The organism is Microbacterium deferens, assembly GCF_045517775.1.
Lineage (GTDB): Bacteria > Actinomycetota > Actinomycetes > Actinomycetales > Microbacteriaceae > Microbacterium.
In genome coordinates this window covers 342728-365285 of the sequence record NZ_JBEUWT010000001.1, presented here as the reverse complement: position 1 = coordinate 365285, position 22558 = coordinate 342728, and the positions used below count along the sequence as shown (strand labels likewise).

Genomic DNA, 22558 nt, shown 5'->3' with positions numbered 1-22558 from the left:
CGGTGGTATTCTGACGCCGTGCGGATCGCTCGTCTCCTTCTTAGCGGCCGCGGCGAGACCTCGTTCATCTAGGCCTCTCTCGTCGCGGAGTTCATCGCGGGCCGAAATCCCCACCCGAGGAGAACGACAGAGTTCATGAGCACAGCATCCTTCGACGACATCGTCGTGCCCGATCGTCCGCGCACCCTGGCCGAGAAGGTCTGGGACGACCATCTGGTGGTCAAAGGCGAGAACGGCGAGCCCGATCTCATCTACATCGACCTCCACCTGGTGCACGAGGTCACCAGCCCGCAGGCCTTCGATGGTCTGCGCACGGAGGGTCGACCGGTTCGCCGCCTCGATCTGACGATCGCGACCGAGGACCACAACACCCCGACGCTCGACATCGACAAGCCGATCGCCGATCTGACGAGTCGTACCCAGATCGAGACCCTGCGGCGCAACGCCGCCGAGTTCGGGGTGCGCATCCACTCGCTCGGAGACGCCGAGCAGGGGATCGTCCACGTCGTCGGTCCGCAGCTCGGTCTGACCATGCCCGGAGTCACGGTCGTCTGCGGCGACTCCCACACGTCGACCCACGGTGCGTTCGGCGCGATGGCCTTCGGCATCGGCACGAGCGAGGTCGAGCACGTGCTGGCGACCCAGACGCTGCCGCTGAAGCCGTTCAAGACGATGGCCATCACGGTCGAGGGCGACCTCAAGCCCGGAGTCACCGCGAAAGACATCATCCTCGCGGTCATCGCCAAGATCGGCACGAACGGCGGGCAGGGCTACGTGCTCGAGTTCCGCGGCAGTGCGATCCGCGCCCTCTCGATGGAGGGGCGCATGACGATGTGCAACATGTCGATCGAGGCCGGTGCTCGCGCCGGAATGGTCGCGCCCGACGACATCACCTTCGAGTACGTGCGCGGTCGCGATCACGCGCCCACGGGGCAGGACTGGGACGACGCGGTCGCCTACTGGCGCACGCTCCCGAGCGACGAGGGTGCGGTCTACGACGCCGAGGTGTTCCTCGACGCGAACGAGCTCGAGCCCTTTGTGACCTGGGGCACGAACCCCGGACAGGGTGTCTCGCTCAGTGACGTCGTGCCGACCCCGTCGCAGTTCGCCGACGCGAACGAACGCGCCGCGGCCGAGCGTGCGATCGAGTACATGGATCTCACTCCGGGTATGCCGCTCAAGGAGGTCGCGGTCGACGCGGTGTTCATGGGCTCCTGCACCAACAGCCGCATCGAGGATCTCCGCGCCTTCGCATCGGTGATCGAGGGTCGCACGAAGGCTGACGGCGTCAGGGTGATGGTCGTTCCGGGTTCCGCGCGCGTTCGTCTCGAGGCGGAGGCCGAGGGGCTCGACAAGATCTTCACCGATTTCGGTGCCGAATGGCGGTTCGCCGGCTGCTCGATGTGTCTGGGCATGAACCCCGACCAGCTCGCACCCGGCGAGCGGTGCGCGTCGACGTCGAACCGCAATTTCGAAGGGCGCCAGGGCAAGGGCGGACGAACGCACCTCGTGTCGCCGCTGGTCGCTGCGGCGACGGCCGTGCGCGGCACGCTGTCCAGCCCGAGCGACCTCGCCCCGCTCTCCGATGAGCCGAGTACGCAGAACCAGGGAACGGAGGTGGAGGTCTGACATGGATGCTTTCACCACGCACACAGGAGTCGTCGCGCCGCTGAAGCGCTCGGCCGTCGACACCGACCAGATCATCCCCGCCGTGTATCTGAAGCGGGTCACGAAGACCGGTTTCGAAGACGCCCTCTTCTCGAGCTGGCGTCAGGATCCGGAGTTCGTGCTCAACCAGCCCGCCTTCGCCGGCGCGTCGATCCTCGTCGCCGGTCCGGATTTCGGCACCGGTTCCAGTCGCGAACACGCGGTCTGGGCGCTGCGCGATTACGGCTTCCGGGTCGTGCTGAGTTCGCGATTCGCCGACATCTTCCGCGGCAATTCGGGCAAGCAGGGCCTCGTGGCCGGCGTCGTGACAGAGGACGACATCGAGCGGATCTGGGCCGCGGTCGACGCGCAGCCGGGTGTCGAGATGACCGTGGATCTGCGTGAGCGGCGCGCGAGCATCGGCGACCTCCAGGTCGCCTTCGACATCGACGATTACACTAGGTGGCGGCTTCTCGAAGGGCTCGACGACATCGGGCTCACCCTGCGCAACGAAGACAAGATCGCGCAGTTCGAGGCTCGTCGCGAGGCATGGCGGCCGCGGACACTTCCTGTTCCGTAAGCCAGATCGACCCCACCCGGGCCGGTTCTTCCGCCCCTCGTCCATACAAGTGAGGTCCATCGAATGAGTTCAGTCGTCACGGGCGCGGTCGCGCCGGCATCTTCTTCCGAAGAGGGCGAGACGCTTCGCATCCGCGGCGGCAGGCCGCTCACCGGGCGCGTGGAGGTCAAGGGCGCGAAGAACCTCGCGACGAAGGCCATGGTCGCGGTGCTGCTCGGCAACTCGACGAGCATCCTGCGCGACGTTCCCGACATCAGCGACGTCGGGGTCGTCCGCTCGCTCCTCGAGGTGCACGGCGTTCACGTCACGGACGGCGAGAACCCCGGCGAACTCGTGTTCGATCCGAGCGGCGCCGTGTCGGCGAACTTCGAGCAGATCGACGCGTACGCGGGGGCTTCCCGCATCCCGATCCTGTTCTGCGGACCGCTCCTGCACCTCCTCGGCGAGGCGCTCATCCCCGACCTCGGTGGCTGCCGCATCGGCGATCGCCCGATCAACTTCCACATGGACGCCCTCCGGGCGTTCGGTGCGGTCGTCGACAAGACGTACGAGGGCATCCGCATCACCGCCCCCGACGGCCTCCACGGCGCCCAGATCGAGTTGCCGTACCCGAGCGTCGGCGCGACCGAGCAGGTGCTGCTCACGGCCGTGCGGGCGAAGGGCGTCACCGAGCTGCGCAACGCCGCCATCGAACCCGAGATCATGGACCTGATCGCTGTGCTGCAGAAGATGGGCGCGATCATCTCCTACGAGCCCAACCGCGTCATCCTCATCGAGGGTGTCGACCAGCTCCGCGGCTACGACCACCGGTGCATCTTCGACCGCAACGAGGCCGCGTCGTGGGCCGCCGCCGCGCTCGCGACCGACGGCGACATCTTCGTCGGCGGTGCCCGCCAGCAGGAGATGCTCACGTTCCTCAACGTCTTCCGCAAGGTCGGGGGCGAGTTCGACATCCACGAGGACGGCATCCGCTTCTTCCGCGGAGGCGAACTGCGTCCGGTCGTGGTCGAGACCGACGTGCACCCCGGGTTCATGACCGACTGGCAGCAGCCCCTCGTCGTCGCTCTGACCCAGGCGAACGGCGTGTCGACCGTCCACGAGACCGTGTACGAGAACCGTCTCGGCTTCACCCGCGCCCTCGTGCAGATGGGTGCCGACATCGTCGTGCACCCGAACGGGATCGCCGATCCCGCACGCCGGGTTCCGCGGCGAGCGCTCGAGCAGGCCGCGGTCATCACCGGACCCACCCCGCTCCGGGGTGCCGATGTCGTCGTCCCCGACCTGCGGGGCGGTTACAGCTACCTCATCGCCGCTCTCGCGGCCGAGGGGGAGTCCGTCGTGCGCAACGTGGGCATCCTCCGTCGCGGGTACGAGAAGCTCTTCGCCAAGCTCGACACCCTCGGCGCCGACTTCGACGTCATCGGATAGCCGTGGCGTCCGGTCGTCGCGCCGCATCGCGCGAGAAATCCCGCCCGAGCGTCTTCTGGCCGCTCGCGGCCGTCGTCGTGCCCCTCACGGGCATCTTCGCCAAGATCGAGATCGAGGACGCCGACAAGCTGCCGCGCGAGGGAGCGTTCGTTCTCGCCCCGAACCACTACTCGAACTTCGATCCGCTGGTCGTCGCCGTCGTGGTCTGGCGGCTCGGCCGGGCACCGAGCTTCATGGCGAAGGAGAGCCTCTTCCGCGTGCCCGTCCTGGGCGCGGCGCTCCGCGCCACCGGGATGGTGCCGGTGTCGCGCAGTTCGTCGGCGTCGGCCGCCCGCGACACGATCCGCGGCTCGGAGCAGCTCGTCGAGCACGGGCGCGGCGTCATCGTGTACCCCGAAGGCACTCTCACCCGCGACCCCGACCTCTGGCCGATGCGCGGGAAGACCGGGGCCGTCCGCCTCTCGATCGCCGGCGACATCCCCCTGGTGCCGATGGCGCACTGGGGTGTGCAGGAGATCATGCCGCGCTACGGCAAGATCAGGCTCTGGCCGCTGCGTCGCCGCGTGCGCGTGGTGCTGGGCGAACCGATCCTGCCGTCCGAGCACGGTGCCGACGTGTCGCGCCCGTCCACGCTCGTTGCGGCCACCGACGTGCTGATGGACCGGATCTCGGGACTCCTGGCGCGGCTGCGCGGCGGCACTCCGCCCGAGCAGCGCTGGAACCCGTCCGCTCACGGCCAGACCGAGACGGGCCGCCTTGAGTCGTAGATCGGATGCTGCACTGCCGCGCGTCGCCGTCGTCGGAGCCGGGAGCTGGGGCACGACCTTCGGCAAGATCCTCGCGGACGGCGGGGCGCACGTCACCATGTGGGCACGTCGCGCCGAGATCGCGCAGGAGATCACCGAGGCCAAGCGCAATAGCCAGTACCTCTCGGGTATCAACCTTCCCCGGGAGATGTCGGCGAGCGTCCACCTGGCGGAGGCTGTCGAGGGGGCGACCCAGATCTACCTGTCCGTGCCGAGCCAGGCGCTGCGCGAGAATCTGAAGGCGCTCCGACCGCTCGTCGACGCCACCGACGTGCCGATCGTGTCGCTCATGAAGGGCGTCGAGAAGCGCACCGGCCTGCGGATGAGCGAGGTGATCGCCCAGGAGCTGCAGTGCGACCCGGAGCGCATCGCCGTGGCGTCGGGGCCCAACCTCGCCCTCGAGATCGCGCGCGAGCAGCCCACGGCCGCCGTGATCTCCTCCATCAGCAGGGAGACCGCCGAGGCTGTGGCACGGCGGGCTCGCAACCGCTACTTCCGCTCCTTCGTGAACACCGACGTCATCGGCACCGAGTTCGGGGGCGTGCTGAAGAACCTCATCGCCGTCGCGATCGGCATCGTCGACGGCGTCGGATACGGCGAGAACACCAAGGCCTCGATCATCACGCGGGGGCTGGTCGAGATGACCGACTTCGCGGTGGCGCAGGGTGCGCAGCCCGAGACCCTTCAAGGACTCGCGGGCCTGGGCGACCTCATCGCGACGTGCCAGTCGCCGCTGAGCCGGAACAACACAGCCGGACGCCTGCTGGGTCAGGGCTACAGCCTGCAGGACGTGGTGAAGCAGATGCAGCAGACCGCCGAGGGTCTGTCATCGGTGACGCCCGTGCTCGAACTCGCCCGCAAGGCGGGGGTCGAGATGCCGATCGTGGCTCAGGTCAAGCGCGTGCTGGACGGCACCATGAACCCGCGCGACATCGCGCCACACTTGACGACCGACGACGATACGCCCAAGGGTGAGAGGACGCAGAATGGTTCGGACAGCGGTAGCGGTGCTCTTTGGCGGTCGATCCAGCGAGCACTCGATCAGCTCCGCCACGGCGGGCGGGGTGCTGCGGGCGATTGATCGCGATCGCTACCGGGTGTTCCCCGTCGGGATCACCCGCGACGGGGTGTTCGTGCTCGAGGACGACGACCCCGACAAGTTCGCGCTCGACGCGCACGCTCTGCCGGAGGTCGTAGACAACGGCACCCGGGTCTTCTGGCCGCACGCCGGCGAACGCACGCTCGTCGTGCGCCGTGCCGACGGCACGGAGGAAGAGCTGGGCGAGATCGATGTCGTTCTGCCGATCCTCCACGGAACGCACGGGGAGGACGGCACCGTCCAGGGCTTCTTCGACACCCTCGGCATTCCGTACGCCGGGGGAGCGGTGCTCGATTCCGCGCTGTGCATGGACAAGCACTTCATGAAGATCGTGCTGCGCGACTCGGGAATCGCGGTCTCGCCGTGGATCACGGTGCGACGCGCGGAGTGGACCGGCGACGCCGCGGCGATCGCCGAGCGCGCGTCCGAGCTGTCCTTCCCCTGGTTCGTGAAGCCCGCCCGGGCGGGCTCATCGGTGGGGGTGTCGAAGGTGCACGACCTCGGAGAGCTCGCCGGAGCGCTCGACATCGCCTTCGCCGAGGACGACAAGGTGCTGGTGGAGCAGGGCATCGCCGGGCGCGAGATCGAGGTGGGTGTGCTCGGAGCGCGCGCGGGCGGGGAGCCGCGGGTGTCGCTGCCCGGCGAGATCGTGCTCACGAGCCGCGAGTTCTACGACTTCGAGGGCAAGTACCTCGGCGGCGACGGCGTCGACGTCGTCTGCCCCGCCGCCATGAGCGATGCCGAGACGGCGGCGGTGCAGGATGCTGCGCTGCGCGCCTTCGCGGCCGTCGAAGGTCGCGGACTCGCGCGCGTGGACTTCTTCCTCGGTGAGGACGGCCCGGTCGTCAACGAGCTGAACACGATGCCGGGCTTCACGCCGATCTCGATGTTCCCCAAGTGCTGGATCGCGTCCGGCCTGTCGTACGAGGCACTCATCACCGATCTCATCGAACAGGCTCTCGAGCGCGCGTGACGTCGGTCGACGCTGAGACCCAGCATCCGGGGTGAGGAACACCGGCAGGCGTGCTGTCTCGGCCGACCGACGTGTTCTGCCGAGCCGGCGGCCCGTCAGCCGTCGGTAGCGGGCCGGTCGGTGCAGACGCTGCCGGTCTCGGCCAACTGACGCGCGAGCATCGGCGAGACGGCGCGGAGGGTGTCGGCGCTGCCGACGACGTCGAAGTCGAGGTAGACCTCGACGGCGGGGGTGCGTCCGAACGTGGTGAAACGGTAGAACGGGGCGTCGGTCCCGTCGACGAGCCAGTCGACGCCCTCGACGGTCTCGCACGAGAGCGTGGAGGGCCCGGGCACGGCGACCCCGCACGTGAGGAGGATCGTCGACGGGTCGCCCCAGGCCCCCGTCGCCTGAGCGTCGGTCCACCGGCGGGACTCGCCCGCGATGGTCTGGGGAAGCCTCACCGACACGTCGGCGCACGCTGGGTCGTTCGCGTTCGGTGCGGCGTCCATCGAGACGGTGCCGGCGCACGCGGAGAGCCCGGTGACGGCAGCGAGCACCACGCCCGCGGCGAGGAGGCGGGGCAGGCGGATCACCTCTCCAGGGTACCCGCCGCGCGATCGGGTGGCGGCGCCGAGCGCTAGCGTGGAACCGTGCAGGAGCAGACCGTGGGCGACCTCAGCGAAGGGGCGATCCTCCGCCGCATCCTCGACCGTCTTCCCACGAGCCGGGCGATCGTCGGGCCGGGCGACGACGCGGCCGTGCTCGACGCGGCCGACGGGCGGGTCGTCGCGACGACCGACACCCTCGTGCACGGCCCCGACTTCCGGCTGGCGTGGTCGAGCCCGTTCGACCTGGGGTGGAAGGCCGCCGCGGTGAACCTCGCCGACGTCGCCGCGATGGGCGCGCGCCCCACCGCCCTGCTCGTGGCCCTCGCCATGCCCGACGACCTCCCCGTGTCGTTCGTCGACGGGCTCGCCGCGGGGCTCGCCGCCGCGTGTGCGGAGCTCGCCCCCGGGTGCGCGGTCGAGGGCGGCGACCTCACGGTCTCCGACACGCTCACGATCGCCGTGACCGCCCTGGGGTCGCTCGACGGGCGGGAGCCCGTTCGTCGCTCGGGGGCGGCCGTCGGCGACACGGTGGCCGTCGTGGGCGACCTCGGCGTCGCGGCCCTGGGCCTGTCGGTGCTGTTCCGCAGCTTCGTCGACGCCGCCGGTTCGCCCGTCGCGATCGATCCGCGCGCGTGGGCGGGGCTGACCGCCGCCGAGACCGAGGGGCTGAAGCGGCAGCTGGCGCCGCGTCCCCCGATCGCCGGGGGAGCGATCGCGGCGGTCGCCGGAGCCACGGCGATGATGGACGTCTCCGACGGACTCGCCCTCGATGCACGACGCATGGCCAACGCCTCCGGCGTGACCCTCGACATCGCCAGAGCGCTGCTCGGCGATTCCCCCGACGCGGCGCTCGAGGGCGGGGAGGACCACGCGCTGCTCGCGACCTTCCCCCGGGGCGCAGCCCTGCCGGAAGGGTTCCGTGCGATCGGCGAGGTTCGCTCCCGCGTGGATGCGCCGGTGACGGTGGACGGCGTCCCGTACGAAAAGCCCGGCGGGTGGGATCCCTACAGGGACTGGGACGCGGGAAGAGGCTGACCCCACCACATCGCCGTATCCCCGTAGACGCGGTCGCGGAGGGGCTCCAGGCCCGCGTCGACCCAGCGCGGACCGGGGGACCGCTTGGCGCGCTCGACCACCACGACGGCGTCCGGCGACAGGTGCGGGGCGAGGGCGGTCAGGGCCTCGGTCAGGTCGGCGTCCGAGACGTCGTAGGGCGGGTCGACGAAGACGAGGTCGTAGGGTCCCGCCGCGTCTCGGAGGAATCCGGCGACCGTCGCGCGGTGCGCTCGGATCGGCGGCGGGCTTCCGAGCGCCTTCGCGACCCGCTCGGCGTTGCGTCGGATCAGCGACACCGCCTGCGCAGCGTGCTCCACGAGGTCGACGGATGCTGCGCCCCGGCTCGCGGCCTCGAGTCCGAGCGCGCCCGATCCGGCATAGAGGTCGATCACTCTCGCGCCGTCGACGAGCCCGGCGGCGTCGAGCGCGCCGAAGAGCGACTCGCGGACGCGTTCGCTCGTGGGGCGGGTGCCCCTCGGAGGCACGTCGAGCACGGTGCCTCCGGCCGAGCCGGAGATGATGCGGGTCACCGTTTCACCCTACAAACACCCGCGAGGCGCTGAGGGCGGCGTCCGCCGGCGATGTCGGTGATCCTGCCTAGACTCTCCCCATGCCCGCCCTGACTCTCGCGTCGCGTCTCGACGGCGTGGTCGGCGGCAAGACGGCTGCCGCCTTCGACCGTGCCTTCGGCATGGCGACCGTCGGTGAACTGCTCGGGCACTACCCGCGTCGGTACGCCAAGCGCGGTGAGCTGACACCGATCGCCTCCCTTCCCCTCGGCGAGCCCGTGACGATCGTCGCCGAGGTCGTGCGCGCGGGGGAGCGTCGCATGCAGAACAGACGCGGGTCGCTCGTCGAGGTCGTCATCACCGACGGCGACGGGCACATGAGCCTCACGTTCTTCAACCAGCCGTGGCGCATCACAGAGCTCTACCCGGGGCGCCGGGGCATCTTCTCGGGCAAGGTGGGCGAGTATCGGGGCGCGACGCAGCTGACCAATCCCGACTACGAGCTGTTCGAAGACGTCGAGCAGGCGCGCATGACGGCCGAGGCCAACGCGAATCTGCCCATCCCCATCTATCCGGCCACCAGCACGGTGACCAGCCGCATGATCTCCGACGCCATCGCCCTCGTCTTCGCCGGGCTCGGCCCGATCGATGATCCGCTCCCCGAGACTCTTCGCGCGCGGCACGGTCTGCTCGAAGCGCGGACGGCCTTCGAGAGAGTGCACCGGCCCGACGTCGAGGAACAGGTCGGACCAGCCGTCGCGACGCTTCGCATGCACGAGGCGCTCGTCCTGCAGTCCGCGCTCCTGCAGCAGCGGCAGTTCGTGCGTGCCATGTCGGCGACGCGGCGCCCCGCCGCGCCCGGCGGGCTCCTCGAACGCTTCGACGCACTGCTTCCCTTCGATCGAACCCCCGACCAGGTCACGGTGGGCGATGCCGTCGCGGCGGATCTGGTCGGCGAGTGGCCGATGAACCGCCTGATTCAGGGCGAGGTCGGATCGGGCAAGACCCTCGTGGCGCTGCGGGCCATGTTGCAGGTCGCCGAGTCGGGGGGCCAGTCGGCGTTGATCGCGCCGACCGAGGTGCTCGCCGCGCAGCACGTGCGTTCGATCGCCCGCATGCTCGGTCCTCAGCTCGCCCCCGAGTTGATGCCGACGCTTCTCACGGGGCAGTTGCCGGCCGCCGAGCGACGCAAGGCCGCGCTGCGCGCCGCATCCGGTCAAGCGCGCATCATCGTCGGAACCCATGCCCTGCTGAGCGCGTCGACCACGTTCGCCGATCTCGGTCTCGTGGTGGTGGACGAGCAGCACCGGTTCGGCGTCGAGCAGCGCGAGGCGCTCCGCGCGAAGGGCTCCACCCCGCACACCGTCGTTCTGACGGCGACACCCATTCCGCGCACCGTGGCCATGACGGTGTTCGGCGACCTCGACGTCTCCACGATTCGCACGATGCCCGCGGGACGCGCGGGAATCTCGTCGTTCGTCGCACCCGTCGCCGAGAAGCCGGGGTGGTTCGCCCGGGTGTGGGACCGCGTCGCCGAAGAGGTCGCCGAGGGGCGACAGGCTTTCGTCGTGTGCCCCGCGATCGACGCGGAAGCCTCGACGAAAGACGACACCGCCGACGACATGGTGGCCGAGGCGGAGGCCGCGGCTCCGCGCATTCGGTGGGGCGTGGTGCAGGTCGCCGACGTGCTCTCGCGTCACCCCGCCTTCGCGCAGCTGCGCGTGGAGATCCTGCACGGCAAGATGCCGTCCGACGAGAAGGACGCCGTCATGCAGGCGTTCTCGCGGGGCGACATCGACGTGCTGGTCGCGACGACCGTCGTGGAGGTCGGTGTCGACGTGCCGAACGCGTCGGCGATGGTGATCCTCGAGGCCGACCGCTTCGGTGTCTCGCAGTTGCACCAGCTGCGAGGCCGAGTCGGGCGAGGCGGCCTCCCCGGCATCTGCCTGCTCGTGACCGAAGCGTCGACGGGCACGTCGGCGCGCGCGCGGGTGGAGGCGGTGGCCAGCACCCTCGACGGCTTCGAGCTGGCCGAGGTCGACCTCGAGCTGCGCGGGGAGGGCGACGTGCTCGGTGCGGTCCAGTCGGGTGCTCGCTCGTCGCTGCGCCTGCTGCGCGTGGTCACAGACGCCGACGTGATCGCAGAGGCGCGTGCTGCGGCCGAGCGCATCTTCGCCGATGACCCGACCCTCGCCCAGCATCCCGCTCTCGCCGCCGCGATCGATCGACGAGTCGGTGCGCTGGAGCGGGCAGCCCTCGCTCGTTCCTGACCCATCGGGTCGCGAGGTTCAGGTTTGTGCCGTCGTCCCTCGATAGGCTGACGACATGGACAGCCGGATCGCCGTCGTACCGGGGTCGTTCGACCCGCCGACGCTGGGACACATCGACGTCATCCGCCGAGCCGCAGCGCTCTACGACCAGCTGCACGTGCTGGTGGTGCACAACCCCGGCAAGGAGGCACTGCTCCCCATCGCGCAGCGTCAGGCGCTCCTCGAGCAGTCGATCGCCGAGGACGGCATCGAGGGCGACGTCGTCGTGGCCGCGTGGAGCATGGGCCTCCTCGTCGACTACGCCACCGATGTCGGGGCGGGTGTGCTCGTGAAAGGCATCCGGTCGCAGATCGACGTGGCGTACGAATCGCCGATGGCGATCGTCAATCGCCACCTCGCGCACATCGAGACCGTCTTCCTCCTGCCCGATCCGGCCCACGCGCTCGTCTCGAGTTCGCTCGTGCGCCAGGTCGCCGCCCTCGGCGGAGACGTCTCGCCGTTCGTTCCACCGGCCGTCGCGCGGTTCCTCGATACCGGTACCAGCGCCCGCTGACGGAGCCGCGGCCGCTCCCGGCGGGTAGCATGGACGACCGTGAGAACTCGCCGACCCGGACCCTTCATGCTGCACGTCCGCGACATCGTCCACCACCCGGGGGAGATGCGCGAGTTCGAGCTCGATCTCGACACGCCCGAGAAGTGGGGCGAGGGCCTCGTGTCCATCCCGGCGGGTGAACCGCTCGACCTCGACGTGCGCCTCGAATCGGTGCACGAGGGCATCCTCGTCACCGGTACCGCCGACACGCGACTGACCGGGGTGTGCGGGCGCTGCCTGCAAGACATCGCCGAGCCTGTCGAAGTCGAGTTTCAGGAGCTTTTCACGTATCCTGGAAACGAAGCGGTTGATTTCGAGGTTCAAGACGATTACGTAGATCTTGAAACTCTGATCAGGGACGCCATTGTCCTCTCGCTTCCGTTCCAGCCGGTGTGTCAGCCGGATTGCCTCGGGCTCGACCCGGAAACAGGCGAGCGACTGACCGAGAGCACCGGCGAAAGTGAGCGAACGCCTGTCGATCCTCGATGGGCTGCGCTCCAGCAGTACCCCTCAGACCCTGACGGCGAAGCGCCCCGTAGCGCCACGCCCGAATCCGAAGACACCGTCACAGAGAAGAGCTAGTCATGGCAGGTAACCCCCCGAAGCGGAAGGTCTCCCGCTCCAACACGCGCTCGCGTCGTGCCCAGTGGAAGGCTGCCCCCATCACGCTGACCACCACGGTCGAGAACGGCAAGGTCGTGTACAGCCGTCCGCACCAGGCCAAGGTCGTCACCGACTCGCAGGGCACCGAGCTGTTCCTGGAGTACAAGGGACGCAAGGTCGCCGACGTCTGACGTCCGCGGCAGGTGCCGTGACAGTCGCTTCTGCTGAGCGCCAGACGCTCATCGACAGGCTCGGGGTCGATATCGACCCCGAGCTTCTGTCGCTTGCCCTCACTCATCGTTCGTTCGCGTACGAGAACGGCCACATCCCGCACAACGAGCGCCTCGAGTTCCTCGGCGACTCCGTGCTGGGGCAGGCCGTGACCGTGCGTCTGTTCACGCGGCATCCCGACCTCGACGAAGGCTCGCTCGCCAAGCGTCGTGCCAGCGTCGTATCGACCGTGGCTCTCGCCGAGGTCGCGCGACGCATCGGTCTCGGCGACCACGTGCTCCTGGGCCGGGGAGAGATGCTCACCGGGGGACGCGACAAGGACTCGATCCTCGCCGACACGACCGAGGCCGTGATCGGTGCGGTCTACCTGTCGGCGGGCCAGGACGAGGCGACGGCTCTGGTCTTGCGGCTGGTCGAACCCCTCCTCGACGATCCCGAGCGCTACGGTGCGGCGATGGATCCGAAGACGAGTCTTCAGGAACTCGCAGCTCAGCAGGGGGCGTCCGCGCCGAGTTACGAGGTAGACGCGACCGGCCCCGATCACGACCGGCGGTTCACCGCCACGGTTCGTGTCGGCGACGTCGTCACCCACGGCCAGGGCACGAGCAAGAAGCAGGCCGAGATGGTGGCTGCGCTGGCCGCGTGGCGCGAACTCGGCGGACGTGCCTGAGCTTCCCGAAGTCGAGGTCGTCCGCACCGGCCTCGCGCCCGCCGTCTCCGGCGCGCGCATCGCGGCGGTGACCGTGCTCGACGAGCGCGCGCTCACCCGCCACGGTGACAGCGGCCCGTCATTCGAGCGTGCTCTGACGGGTCGTTCGTTCACCGCCGCGGTGCGTCGGGGGAAGTTCCTCTGGCTGCCCCTCGACGTCACCGGTCCCGAGCGGAACGCGATGATCGCGCACCTCGGCATGAGCGGGCAGATGCTGCTTCGTACGTCGGGGGCACCCGTGGAGCGCCACGAACGCGTGCGGCTCGATCTGCAGCATCCGACGCACGGCGAGATCGCCGTGGTCTTCGCGGATCAACGCACGTTCGGTTCGCTCGCGATCGACTCTCTCGAGCCGACACCCGACGGTGCCGCCGGGGGCAGGGGCGATGAGTCCGCCCTCGCTCCGCGTCAGGTCGCGCACATCGCGCGCGATCCGCTCGACCCCGCCTTCCGCGACGGTGCGTTCCGCACGGTGCTCGCCCGCAAGGCATCAGGGATCAAACGTGTGCTCCTCGACCAGACCGTCGTGAGCGGCATCGGCAACATCTACGCCGACGAGGCCCTCTGGGCGGCGCGCATCCATCCGGAGACCCGCGCGCTCGATCTGTCGACGCGGGCCGTGAACCGCTTGCTCGCGGAAGTGCGAGCGGTGCTGCAGAAGGCCCTGGCCGAAGGCGGCACGAGCTTCGACGCCCAGTACGTCAATGTGAACGGGCAGGCAGGCTACTTCGCGCACTCGCTGAACGCGTACGGGCGCACGGGGGAACCGTGCGCCCGGTGCGGGCGACCGATCATGCGCGTGTCGTTCACGAACCGCTCGAGCCACTACTGCCCGCGGTGTCAGCGGCTGCCGCTGTCGACGGGTCGCTGAGCACCTTCTTCCAGGCGCCCTCGTATCCGATCGGTTCGAACCCGATGGCTTCGTTGATGTCGAGCATCGGCCGGTTCTCCTCCGCGTTGTACGTGAGGACCCGCGGCGAGCGCGGTGCGATGTCGAGCCAGGCGAGCAGGCCCGCGCACTTGACCAGCATCCCGAGTTTGTGACCTCGGTGCGACGAGAGCACGAGAGTGTCGTATTGGGAGGTGGCCTCGGTCAGGTCGTTGTTGATGACGAGCTCGTTGAACGCGACGAGATCGCCCGTCTCGAGGTGCTGCGCAGCCGTGACCAGGGCGGTGCGTCCGGCATCGACGATCTTCGCGTCGGCGCGAGCGACGCGGGCGGCGTCCCAGGTCTCCTCGTCGAACTCGAGACCGGCCGCGGGAGCGTCGGTGTTCATGCGCGACTTCATCCAGGCGTATCCCGCGACGAACTCGGGCGGAGTCGGGAGGCGCCACTGCACGGTGCGGTAGCCGGCCGCAGCCTCGGTGGCACGCTCACACAACTCGCGCACCCGGGGGAGTCCGTCACGGAGGTCGAGGGCGCTGATGCGCTCGACCTGCTCGAGCTGATGACCGCGATGCTGAAGGAACCGTGCGACGTGGTCGAGCGGGATGCTGCCGAAACCTGTGGGTGGCTGCAGGCGTTCGCCGGGCGCGGGCGGATGCTCTGCCCATGCCTGCAGCACGCGACGACCATGCTGGCGAGCAGTCGATTCGACGAGCGCGTAGCAGGCGGTGCCGATGCCGCGGCCCCAGACGCAGCGGCGCAGTTCGATGAGCCAGTAGACGACGCGCGAGCCCTCCTCCTGGGGAACGTCGACACCGATGCGTCCGACGGGTTCGCCGTCGAGAAGGACGAGCCAGCAGTGACGGATCTCCGCTGGGTCCGGCGCATAGTTCGGCAGGAGTTCGGCGGGGGTCATCCGGCCGTCGTCGTGCCCGGAGATCTCCGCGTAGACCAGGTTGCGCACCTGCGTCATGGCGATGAAGTCGGCGGCGTCGGTGTCGCCGATGGCGCGAGGGATGGCGATGGGCCGGATCTCGAGTCCGACGGGAGGGGTGTTCATCGGTGTTCCTTCGAGAGGGGTGCGCCGGCCGCCGCGTGAGCGGCCGGCAGGTAGGGGTCAGAAGGGACGTCGTCGGTCGAACTGCGTCCACGCGTCAGCACGCGCGCGCTCCTGCTCGGCGCGGTGCAGAGCGAGGAGACGGGCGTGATCGGCGTGATCGCGCACGCGATGGATGCGGCGGGTGCTTCTCAGCAACAGCCACAGCCCGAGACGCAGGGAGAGTCGGTCGACGAGAGAGATGCGGACGCCGGGGTGGACGACCGCCCGGAGGAGGTCGTGCTCGGCGCGGTCGGTCGACCGAACGGGCGAGACCAGATCGTTCATGGCAGTCACTTTCGAAGTGGTGCGCGCTCGAGAGGTCGACGCGCGCGAAGGGCGAGGGTGGTCGCCGGAGGGAGGGGACGCCGGATGCGTCGGAGAGCTCGAACGCGGAGCGCGAGCGTGCGCCCGGGGAGGGCGACGGAGAGACCGAGGCGTCAGCCGGCGGTCGGGCGGAGGGCGACGAAGGAACGGGTCACCCCAGCGCGGACGCGGAACGCGCTATCCATAAATGTGGGCTGGATCATGGTGACCTCCTTTCGACCTCGTAGCAGGGTGAGACGATACTCGCGTGGCACAGCGAACGTCAAGCGTATTCCCAGAAATGCCGGGAGTTCGGGCGTGTCATCGATCAGCATCGGTGGGTCGGCGGGACGCCGAGGAGGGGAGCGGCGCTCTTTCCGGTACCGTGATGCGTTGATCCGAAGGACGACGCCATGCATCTGAAGAGCCTCACGCTCAAGGGCTTCAAGTCGTTCGCCCAGCCGACGACGTTCGCCCTCGAGCCCGGCGTCACCTGCATCGTCGGTCCGAACGGGTCGGGCAAATCGAATGTCGTCGACGCCCTTGCCTGGGTCATGGGGGAGCAGGGCGCGAAGACCCTCCGCGGCGGAAAAATGGAGGACGTCATCTTCGCCGGCACCTCCACGCGCGGCCCGCTCGGTCGCGCGGAGGTGCAGCTCACGATCGACAACTCCGACGGGGCGCTTCCCATCGAGTACTCCGAGGTATCGATCAGCCGGACCCTCTTCCGAACCGGATCGAGCGAGTACGCGATCAACGGCGAAAGTTGCCGCCTCCTCGACGTGCAGGAGCTGCTGAGCGACTCGGGCCTCGGGCGCGAGATGCACGTGATCATCGGGCAGGGCCGCCTCGACAGCGTGCTGCAGGCCACGCCCGAAGACCGCCGCGGATTCATCGAGGAAGCGGCGGGCATCCTCAAGCACCGCCGCCGCAAAGAGAAGACGCTTCGCAAGCTCGAGGCGATGGAAGCCAACCTCACGCGGCTGAGCGATCTCGCCGGCGAGCTGCGCCGGCAGCTCAAGCCCCTCGGGCGCCAGGCCGAGATCGCACGGGAGGCCGCCACGATCGCAGCCGTCGTGCGCGATGCCAAGGCGCGGCTGTTCGCGGACGAGCTGGTCGCGCTCCGTCGCGAGCTCGCGGACCACGCCCGCACCGAGCACGAGCGCCATACAGAGAGACTCGTGCTCCAGGATCAGGCGGAGAACATCCGTGCCCGGGTCGACCGACTGGAGGCGGAGCAGCGCTCCGAGGCCGTCGACGCCGCGCGCCGCGTCGCGTTCTCCCTCGAACAGGTCCAGGAGCGACTGCGCGGGCTCTACTCGCTCGCCGGTCAGCGTCTGTCGCTTCTCGGTTCCGACGACGTCGACCCGTCGGCGATGGCGACGACAGTGTCGCAGGCCTCGATCGACGACGTGCGGACCGAGATCGACGAGCTGGCCGAAGGACTCGGCGATGCGCAGGACGCGGCGTCGGCCGCGACCCGCGAGGTCTCGCGCGCTCGAGCCGAGTTGGACGCCCTCGACACCGACATCGCCGCGCAGAGCGCCCTCGTCTCCGAGCACGACATGCGGCTGACCGCCCTCCGCGGCCGCGCAGAGGCGGCGACGTCGGCGTTGACCGCGATGCTCGCCGGTGTCGAGCGACAGCAGCGCGCCCTCGATGCGGCGACCGTTCGACGGGACGAGGCCGCACAGGCGCTCGAGGCACTCGAGCCCGTGGTCGTGCCCGAGGAATCGGTGGCCGAGCACGCGGCCGCGTATGAGCGCGCGCAACGCGATGCGGCGGAGGCCGAGAGCACGGTGGAGTCGCTGCGCGAGAGGCTGCATGCGGCGGAGCGCGAGGTCGAGTCGCTGACCGCGCAGACGACGGCTCTCGGGAGAGCCCTCGACGTGCGCAATGCCGCCGCGGGACTCGCCGCGCGGGGTGGGCGCGGGGTGCGGGGACTGCTCGCCGACAGCGTCAAGGTCACCGCCGGCTTCGAGGCCGCCATCGCGGCGGCGCTCGGCACGCTCGCGGAAGGACTGCTCGTCGACGCGTGGGACGACGCGTTCTCGGCAGCCTCGTCGGCCCGTGACGACGACCTCGGCGTCGTGGACATCACCGTGGCCGAGCCCGTGGTCGCCGCGGCGTCGAACACCGCGCCCGCCGGACTCGTCGCCGCCCGCGAGGTGGTCACGGCGCCGGCGGGTGTGCTCGGGATCCTCGCCGACGTGTTCGTGGCCGAAGACCTCGACGCGGCGCGTGCTGCGGCGGCGGCGCTGCCCGCCGAGCTCGTGCACGCGACGATCGTCACGCGCACCGGCGAGACCGTCACCGCATACACGATCAGGGCCGGTTCGGGCGAAGGCCGCTCGCGCCTGGAACTCGCGGCCGAACGGGATGCTGCGGCCGCTCGGCTGTCGGAGATCGTCGTCGTCGCCGACTCGCTCCGCGAGGCCCTCGCCGATGCGACCGTCGTGCACCGGGAGTCCCGCCAGAAGACCAAGGACACGCTCGCCGCCCTGCGGGAGCATGACGCCAATGTCGCGTCACAGGCCGAGAAGGTCAACCGCGCGACCGTACGTTTCGAGGCGGCTGCCGCGGAGTGCGAGCGACTCGCCGCGGGGCTGGCGCAAGCCGCCGCCGCGGTGACCGGCGCCGAGGATGCGGCCCGGGTTGCGCAGCAGGCCCTCGAGGCGGCGCAGGAGGCGCCGCGTCCGATCCTCGACGCATCCGCTCGTGACGGGATGCTCGCCGAGCTGGAGGCCGCGCGCGACGGCGAGATGCGCGCGAGGCTCGACGTGGAGACGCTCCGCGAGCGGGTGCGTGCCGGGGAGGCCCGCATCGTCCAGCTCGAGAGCCAGCGCGAACGCGAACGCGCCGCTGCCGAGGCGGCCGCACGGCGCGCCGTCATCCGACGTGCGCAGCGCGAGATCGCGGCAGACGTCGCGCAGCAGCTCCCCGCCCTCCTCGACTCCGTCGACCGTTCCGTCAGCCGTGCGCGCGTCGAACTCGCCGAGGCCGAATCGGCGCGCACCGCGGTCACCGCGGAGCTCGCGGGGGTGCGCGCCCAGGAGACGGCCGTGAGGGAGCGTCTCGCCGGATTGACCGAGAGCGTCCACGGCCTCGAGCTGCAGATCCACGAGAAGCGTCTGCACGCCGGCAGCCTCCTCGAGCGGGTGGGTTCGGAGCTGGGGCTCAGCGAGGATATTCTCATCGCCGAATACGGCCCCGATCAGCCCATCCCGACCGACGGCCGAGACAGCGACGACGCCGCGGACGAAGCATCCGTTCCCTTCGACCGCGCGGCGCAGCGTCGGAGACTGCAGGAAGCCGAGCGCAAACTGGGTCAGCTGGGGCGCGTGAATCCGCTCGCGCTCGAAGAGTTCGCCGCGCTCGAGCAGCGTCACTCCTTCCTCACCGAGCAGCTGACCGACCTGACCCAGACGCGCGCCGACCTCATGACGATCATCGACGAGCTCGACGAGCGCATGCAGACGATCTTCATCGCGGCGTTCGACGACATGAAGGTCGCGTTCGGCGAGATCTTCCCGATCCTCTTCCCCGGCGGAACGGGCAGCGTCGCCTTGACCGATCCCGACGCACCGTTGACGACCGGCATCGAGGTGACCGTGCGCCCCGCGGGTAAGAAGATCGAGCGGCTCTCACTGCTCTCGGGCGGCGAACGGTCGCTGGCCGCCGTGGCGTTCCTCGTGGCGATCTTCACCGCGCGGCCCAGCCCCTTCTACATCCTCGACGAGGTGGAAGCCGCTCTCGACGACGCGAACCTCGGGCGTCTCCTGGGCGTCTTCGAGCGTCTCCGCGAGAGCAGCCAGCTCATCGTGATCACGCACCAGAAGCGCACGATGGAGATCGCCGATGCGCTGTACGGTGTGTCGATGCGCCAAGACGGCGTTTCCGCCGTGGTCGGTCAGCGCGTCGGCGACCGCGCCGCTCGCTGACCGTAGGCTGGATGCATGGCTGAGAATCCCTGGTCGCTCGGCCGTGCTCTGCGCGGCATGTTCGTCAAACCCACGATCGACGAGACCACGTGGGACGACCTCGAGACGGCGCTCATCACCGCCGACTTCGGTCCAGACGTCACCGAGCGCATCATCGACGAGCTCCGCGAGAAGGTCGAGCGCTTCCGCACGACCGACCCGAAGGATCTTCAGCGGATGCTTCGCGAGACGATCGAGGAGCACTTCGCGAAGTTCGACACGACCCTCCGCCTCACCGAGCGCCCCGCGGTGGTGCTCGTGGTGGGGGTGAACGGCGTCGGTAAGACGACGACCATCGGCAAGTTCGCCAAGTTCCTGCAGCGGTACGGGCGCTCGGTCGTCGTCGGAGCCGCCGATACCTTCCGGGCGGCCGCCGTCGACCAGCTCGCGACCTGGGCGGAGCGCGGGGGCGCCGCCATCGTGCGCCCGCAGCACGAGGGCCAGGATCCTGCATCCGTCGCGTTCCAGACCATCACCTACGCGAAGGAGACCGGCACGGAGATCGTGCTCGTCGACACCGCGGGACGCCTGCACACCAAGGGCGGGCTGATGGACGAGCTCGGCAAGATCAAGCGTGTCATCGAGAAGCAGGCGCCGATCAGCGAGGTGCTGCTCGTGCTCGACGCGACGACCGGGCAGAACGGTCTCATGCAGGCGCAGGCCTTCCTCGACAGCGCCGGGGTCACCGGCCTCGTGCTCACGAAGCTCGACGGGTCGGCCCGCGGGGGCTTCGTCCTCGCTGTTCAGGAGCTCACCGGCATCCCCGTCAAACTGCTCGGACAGGGCGAGGGGATCGGAGATCTCACGGGCTTCACGCCGCACGTCTTCGCCTCGGCGCTGGTCGATTGATGACGGGCATCGGGGCGGGCCCGGCCGTGTGCGGTGCGGCGACTACCGTCGTGACCGCCGGACTGGTTTCATAGGGCCATGGCGATCGAGCACGACTTCTTCGGACTCCTCGAGTCGGGTCCGGACGGATCGATCTTCTGGTCCGAGAACGTGGAGTTCGGTGACCAGACGGTGACGGTCGACCTGACGGCTCCCGACCAGGACGACGTCTCGCAGGAGGCGCTCGACGCCGCCGCCGGGATGGTCTCCTCCCTGGAGGGCATCGACCGTACGGCGCGCGACGCGATGGTCTCCGAGCTGGACGACCGCACGAGCGAGGTGATCGAGTACATCCTCCAGCAGCAGCAGCTCCTGGGCGAAGAACTGGACGACCTGCTCGTGGACGTCTCCGGTGACACGCAGATCGACGTGATCCGCTCGCTGCAGCTCATGAGCATGACGATCCTCGCCGACGAGCACGGGGGAGACGATCCCTTCGCCGTGCTCGAGTACGCGCTGGACCCCGAGGCCACCGACGACGTGCTGCTGGTCAACCTCGGCTCGGACGGCATCGTGCAGTCGGTCACCAGCGCCGACTGATCGTCCACGCGGGGCGGCGCTCCCCGACCCGCCTCCGCGTCGCAGGTCCGATGCGCGCAGGGACTCAGACCGCCTGGGCGAAGCCCTCGTCGGTGGAGGCGATGTCCTTCGCCAGGTGCGCGAGATGCGGCGGGATGTCACGGCCCAGCGACACCATCGACTGCGCCCAGAGCCGACCCGCGCGGTAGGACGATCGGACGAGCGGGCCGGCCAGCACCCCGAGGAATCCGATCCGCTCCGCCTCTTCCTTGAACTCGACGAACTCGGCGGGCTTCACCCAGCGCGCGACCGGCAGATGGCGGGGAGTGGGTCGCAGATACTGCGTGATGGTGATGATGTCGGTCCCGGCCTCGCGCAGGTCGCGGAGCGCCTGCACGACTTCCGCCGGCTCTTCGCCCATGCCGAGGATGAGGTTCGACTTAGTGATGAGGCCCGCCGCGCGGGCGCGGGTGAGGACGCCGAGCGAGCGGTCGTAGCGGAAGGCCGGACGGATGCGCTTGAAGATCCGCGGCACGGTCTCCACGTTGTGCGCGAAGACCTCGGGACGCGCGTCGAAGACCTCATCGAGAAGAACCGGGTTGCCGGAGAAGTCGGTGGCGAGGATCTCCACGCCCGTGCCCGGGTTGTCGGCGTGGATACGGCGCACGGTCTCGGCGTGGAGCCAGGCGCCCTCGTCGGGGAGGTCGTCACGGGCGACGCCGGTGACGGTCGCGTAGCGCAGGTTCATGCGCTGTACGCTCTCCGCCACGCGGCGCGGCTCGTCGGTGTCGTAATCGGCAGGCTTGCCGGTGTCGATCTGGCAGAAGTCGCATCGTCGGGTGCACTGCGAGCCGCCGATGAGGAACGTCGCCTCGCGGTCTTCCCAGCATTCGAAGATGTTCGGGCAGCCGGCTTCCTGGCAGACGGTGTGCAGGTCCTCCGTCTTCACGAGGGACTGCAGCGCGGTGTACTCGGGCCCCATGCGCGCGGTGGTCTTGATCCACTCCGGCTTGCGCTCGATCGGGGTCTGAGCGTTGCGCACCTCGAGGCGCAGCATCCTGCGCCCTTCCGGCGCGGCGACGCTCACGCGGCCACCGCCGCGAACTCGGACGCGAATGCTGTCGTCACCGTTGCGACGACGTCGCGCGGCGAGACGGCTGCGCCCACCACCTCGCTCACGGTCGTCACGCCCGCATCCGAGATGCCGCACGGGACGATCTGACGGAAGGGCGCGAGCGAATTGTCGCAGTTGAGGGCGAACCCGTGCATCGTGACGCCTTTCTCGACGCGGACTCCGATCGCCGCGATCTTGTTGTCGGACAGCGGCCCACGCACCCAGACGCCGCTGCGTCCCTCGACCTGACGGCCGTCGACGCCGTGGAGGCGCAGCGCGGCGATGAGCGCGCGCTCGAGGCGTCGGACGTGCGCGACGACGTCGATGGGCTCCGGCAGCCGCACGATGGGGTATCCGACGAGTTGCCCCGGGCCGTGCCACGTGATGCGTCCGCCCCGGTCGACATCCACGACGGGAATGCCGTCGCGCGGGCGATCGGCCTCCTGCGTGCGGGTGCCCGCCGTGTAGACGCTCTCGTGCTCCAGCACGATCAGCGTGTCGGCCCTGGTTCCGGCGAGTACGTCGGCGTGGATGCGTCGCTGCAGTGCCCACCCATCGGGGTAGGGCACGTAGTGCGGGGCAAGGCCCGCCTCGAGGATCTCGATCATCTCGACCTCCGCCGGGGTTGTTGCATGGAGTCTAACAACCTCCGCTGGTGCGTGGAGGTCATGCCCAC

General features: G+C 69.7%; 22 protein-coding genes. 16 read left to right on the top strand and 6 right to left on the bottom strand.

The window, feature by feature from the left end; translation table 11 throughout:
* Positions 1 to 135 precede the first annotated feature (135 nt).
* The 6 genes from leuC to ABTU82_RS01740 all read left to right on the top strand — a co-directional run bounded on the left by leuC (position 136) and on the right by ABTU82_RS01740 (position 6533).
* Entirely contained in the window at positions 136 to 1629 is a 1494-nt protein-coding gene (leuC, locus tag ABTU82_RS01765; RefSeq protein ID WP_116646339.1) for a 3-isopropylmalate dehydratase large subunit, read from the top strand.
* Between the two features lies 1 nt (position 1630).
* Positions 1631 to 2227, top strand: a complete 597-nt coding sequence (leuD, locus tag ABTU82_RS01760) for a 3-isopropylmalate dehydratase small subunit (protein ID WP_116646340.1) — start codon at positions 1631 to 1633, stop codon at positions 2225 to 2227.
* Between the two features lie 63 nt (positions 2228 to 2290).
* On the top strand, positions 2291 to 3655 hold the full coding sequence (gene murA / locus ABTU82_RS01755; protein ID WP_116646341.1) for a UDP-N-acetylglucosamine 1-carboxyvinyltransferase: 1365 nt from the start codon (positions 2291 to 2293) through the stop codon (positions 3653 to 3655).
* Complete coding sequence (locus ABTU82_RS01750; RefSeq protein ID WP_407173274.1) at positions 3652 to 4422, top strand: lysophospholipid acyltransferase family protein; 771 nt, start codon at positions 3652 to 3654, stop codon at positions 4420 to 4422. Before murA ends, ABTU82_RS01750 begins: the two co-directional genes overlap by 4 nt.
* Entirely contained in the window at positions 4412 to 5542 is a 1131-nt protein-coding gene (locus ABTU82_RS01745; RefSeq protein WP_116646798.1) for an NAD(P)H-dependent glycerol-3-phosphate dehydrogenase, read from the top strand. The genes ABTU82_RS01750 and ABTU82_RS01745 overlap by 11 nt, the downstream gene beginning before the upstream one ends.
* The gene (locus tag ABTU82_RS01740) at positions 5448 to 6533 is read left to right on the top strand and encodes a D-alanine--D-alanine ligase family protein (RefSeq protein ID WP_116646342.1); all 1086 of its coding nucleotides are present in this window, start codon (positions 5448 to 5450) and stop codon (positions 6531 to 6533) included. Before ABTU82_RS01745 ends, ABTU82_RS01740 begins: the two co-directional genes overlap by 95 nt.
* A gap of 95 nt (positions 6534 to 6628) precedes the next feature.
* Here the strand turns inward: ABTU82_RS01740 and ABTU82_RS01735 are convergent, their stop codons facing one another.
* Positions 6629 to 7108: a DUF3515 family protein gene (locus ABTU82_RS01735; protein WP_116646343.1), complete on the bottom strand. Its 480-nt coding sequence runs from the start codon at positions 7106 to 7108 to the stop codon at positions 6629 to 6631.
* A 57-nt stretch (positions 7109 to 7165) separates the two neighbouring features.
* Here ABTU82_RS01735 and thiL point away from each other — a divergent pair, with 57 nt between their 5' ends.
* The gene (gene thiL / locus ABTU82_RS01730; RefSeq protein ID WP_407171288.1) at positions 7166 to 8158 is read left to right on the top strand and encodes a thiamine-phosphate kinase; all 993 of its coding nucleotides are present in this window, start codon (positions 7166 to 7168) and stop codon (positions 8156 to 8158) included.
* Here thiL and ABTU82_RS01725 read toward each other — a convergent pair.
* Entirely contained in the window at positions 8128 to 8709 is a 582-nt protein-coding gene (locus ABTU82_RS01725) for an RsmD family RNA methyltransferase (protein ID WP_116646345.1), read from the bottom strand. The genes thiL and ABTU82_RS01725 overlap by 31 nt on opposite strands.
* Positions 8710 to 8789: 80 nt before the next feature.
* On the opposite strand from ABTU82_RS01725, the gene ABTU82_RS01720 reads away from it, so the two are divergent.
* The 6 genes from ABTU82_RS01720 (at position 8790) to mutM (ending at position 13964) form a co-directional block, all read left to right on the top strand.
* The gene (locus ABTU82_RS01720) at positions 8790 to 10958 is read left to right on the top strand and encodes an ATP-dependent DNA helicase RecG (RefSeq protein WP_407171285.1); all 2169 of its coding nucleotides are present in this window, start codon (positions 8790 to 8792) and stop codon (positions 10956 to 10958) included.
* Positions 10959 to 11013: 55 nt separating this feature from the next.
* The gene (coaD, locus tag ABTU82_RS01715) at positions 11014 to 11511 is read left to right on the top strand and encodes a pantetheine-phosphate adenylyltransferase (RefSeq protein WP_116646347.1); all 498 of its coding nucleotides are present in this window, start codon (positions 11014 to 11016) and stop codon (positions 11509 to 11511) included.
* Between the two features lie 66 nt (positions 11512 to 11577).
* On the top strand, positions 11578 to 12132 hold the full coding sequence (locus ABTU82_RS01710; protein ID WP_407171284.1) for a YceD family protein: 555 nt from the start codon (positions 11578 to 11580) through the stop codon (positions 12130 to 12132).
* A 2-nt stretch (positions 12133 to 12134) separates the two neighbouring features.
* The gene (rpmF, locus tag ABTU82_RS01705) at positions 12135 to 12344 is read left to right on the top strand and encodes a 50S ribosomal protein L32 (RefSeq protein ID WP_028495421.1); all 210 of its coding nucleotides are present in this window, start codon (positions 12135 to 12137) and stop codon (positions 12342 to 12344) included.
* Positions 12345 to 12361: 17 nt separating this feature from the next.
* Positions 12362 to 13054 carry a ribonuclease III gene (gene rnc / locus ABTU82_RS01700; protein ID WP_116646348.1) on the top strand — a complete coding sequence of 231 codons (693 nt, stop codon included), beginning with the start codon at positions 12362 to 12364 and terminating at the stop codon, positions 13052 to 13054.
* Positions 13047 to 13964 (top strand): bifunctional DNA-formamidopyrimidine glycosylase/DNA-(apurinic or apyrimidinic site) lyase, encoded by a 918-nt coding sequence (gene mutM, locus ABTU82_RS01695; RefSeq protein ID WP_116646349.1) that lies wholly within the window; start codon positions 13047 to 13049, stop codon positions 13962 to 13964. Before rnc ends, mutM begins: the two co-directional genes overlap by 8 nt.
* Here mutM and ABTU82_RS01690 read toward each other — a convergent pair.
* A complete protein-coding gene (locus tag ABTU82_RS01690) occupies positions 13900 to 15039 on the bottom strand; it encodes a GNAT family N-acetyltransferase (protein ID WP_407171282.1) in 1140 nt (379 codons plus the stop codon). The two genes, mutM and ABTU82_RS01690, sit on opposite strands and share 65 nt — an antisense overlap.
* A gap of 57 nt (positions 15040 to 15096) precedes the next feature.
* Positions 15097 to 15363, bottom strand: a complete 267-nt coding sequence (locus tag ABTU82_RS01685; RefSeq protein ID WP_116646351.1) for a hypothetical protein — start codon at positions 15361 to 15363, stop codon at positions 15097 to 15099.
* Positions 15364 to 15794: 431 nt separating this feature from the next.
* Here ABTU82_RS01685 and smc point away from each other — a divergent pair, with 431 nt between their 5' ends.
* From smc to ABTU82_RS01670, 3 genes are all read left to right on the top strand, one after another.
* Complete coding sequence (smc, locus tag ABTU82_RS01680) at positions 15795 to 19322, top strand: chromosome segregation protein SMC (RefSeq protein WP_407171279.1); 3528 nt, start codon at positions 15795 to 15797, stop codon at positions 19320 to 19322.
* Between the two features lie 15 nt (positions 19323 to 19337).
* Positions 19338 to 20210: a signal recognition particle-docking protein FtsY gene (gene ftsY / locus ABTU82_RS01675; RefSeq protein ID WP_116646353.1), complete on the top strand. Its 873-nt coding sequence runs from the start codon at positions 19338 to 19340 to the stop codon at positions 20208 to 20210.
* Positions 20211 to 20288: 78 nt separating this feature from the next.
* On the top strand, positions 20289 to 20789 hold the full coding sequence (locus ABTU82_RS01670) for a DUF2004 domain-containing protein (protein ID WP_116646354.1): 501 nt from the start codon (positions 20289 to 20291) through the stop codon (positions 20787 to 20789).
* A gap of 64 nt (positions 20790 to 20853) precedes the next feature.
* Here ABTU82_RS01670 and lipA read toward each other — a convergent pair whose 3' ends face one another.
* Positions 20854 to 21825: a lipoyl synthase gene (gene lipA / locus ABTU82_RS01665; RefSeq protein WP_407173273.1), complete on the bottom strand. Its 972-nt coding sequence runs from the start codon at positions 21823 to 21825 to the stop codon at positions 20854 to 20856.
* Between the two features lie 26 nt (positions 21826 to 21851).
* The gene (gene lipB, locus ABTU82_RS01660; protein ID WP_116646356.1) at positions 21852 to 22490 is read right to left on the bottom strand and encodes a lipoyl(octanoyl) transferase LipB; all 639 of its coding nucleotides are present in this window, start codon (positions 22488 to 22490) and stop codon (positions 21852 to 21854) included.
* Positions 22491 to 22558: the final 68 nt, after the last annotated feature.